General features: G+C 44.4%; 1 pseudogene. It reads right to left on the bottom strand.

Going from position 1 to position 620, the window contains the following annotated elements:
- A pseudogene (locus R8O11_RS29010) lies at positions 1 to 620 on the bottom strand (GGDEF-domain containing protein); the annotation flags it as partial.

Raw genomic sequence — 620 nt, 5'->3', positions numbered from 1 at the left:
ATACTCACGATTAGGTAGGCGAGTTAGATGATCATGACAAGCTTGGTAAAGCAAACGCTCTTTGGTTTCGTGTTCATTGTTAGCGATTGAGCGAAACAGCGCATAAAACGCTGCTTGAACGATCAGAAAGACGATGCAGTAAAACGCAAATTGGCTGTAAAAGCCGCGCTTGATGAAGCCCAAATCGGTCGACGACGCCGCCCATAAGCCATAATCAGGAAGGTATTTGAGTGTGATTAATTCATTCAAACGTTGGGTATCGACGACGACATTGATTGCTCGGGTTAGCTGTTTTACTTGGTCGGCATCCCAGCCGTAGTCTTGCTGGATTTGATCCAATAAGGCTTGTTTATTTAAATCATCGGCGGGCTTTTGATAGTCCTTGATCGTGGTGTCTTCAGATGAGCTAAACGTAAGGTAGCCGTCATTTCTAATTAGGGACACGCGATTGTGTTCATTAGCATGAATGTCGTTACGAAACACTGACGACGTATTCATGTTAAAGCCAGCCGTCATTACCGCTTGTACTACGCCATTTTTATCTGGAATCGCTTTACGAATGGGAATAACTAACGAATCTTGCGCTTCCATAAAGTAGGTTCTGCCGATGACCATGCGAT

Source organism: Vibrio sp. 1288 (genome assembly GCF_033344475.1).
The sequence above is the reverse complement of the archived record's forward strand: the minus strand, read 5'-3'. Positions and strand labels throughout refer to the sequence as shown.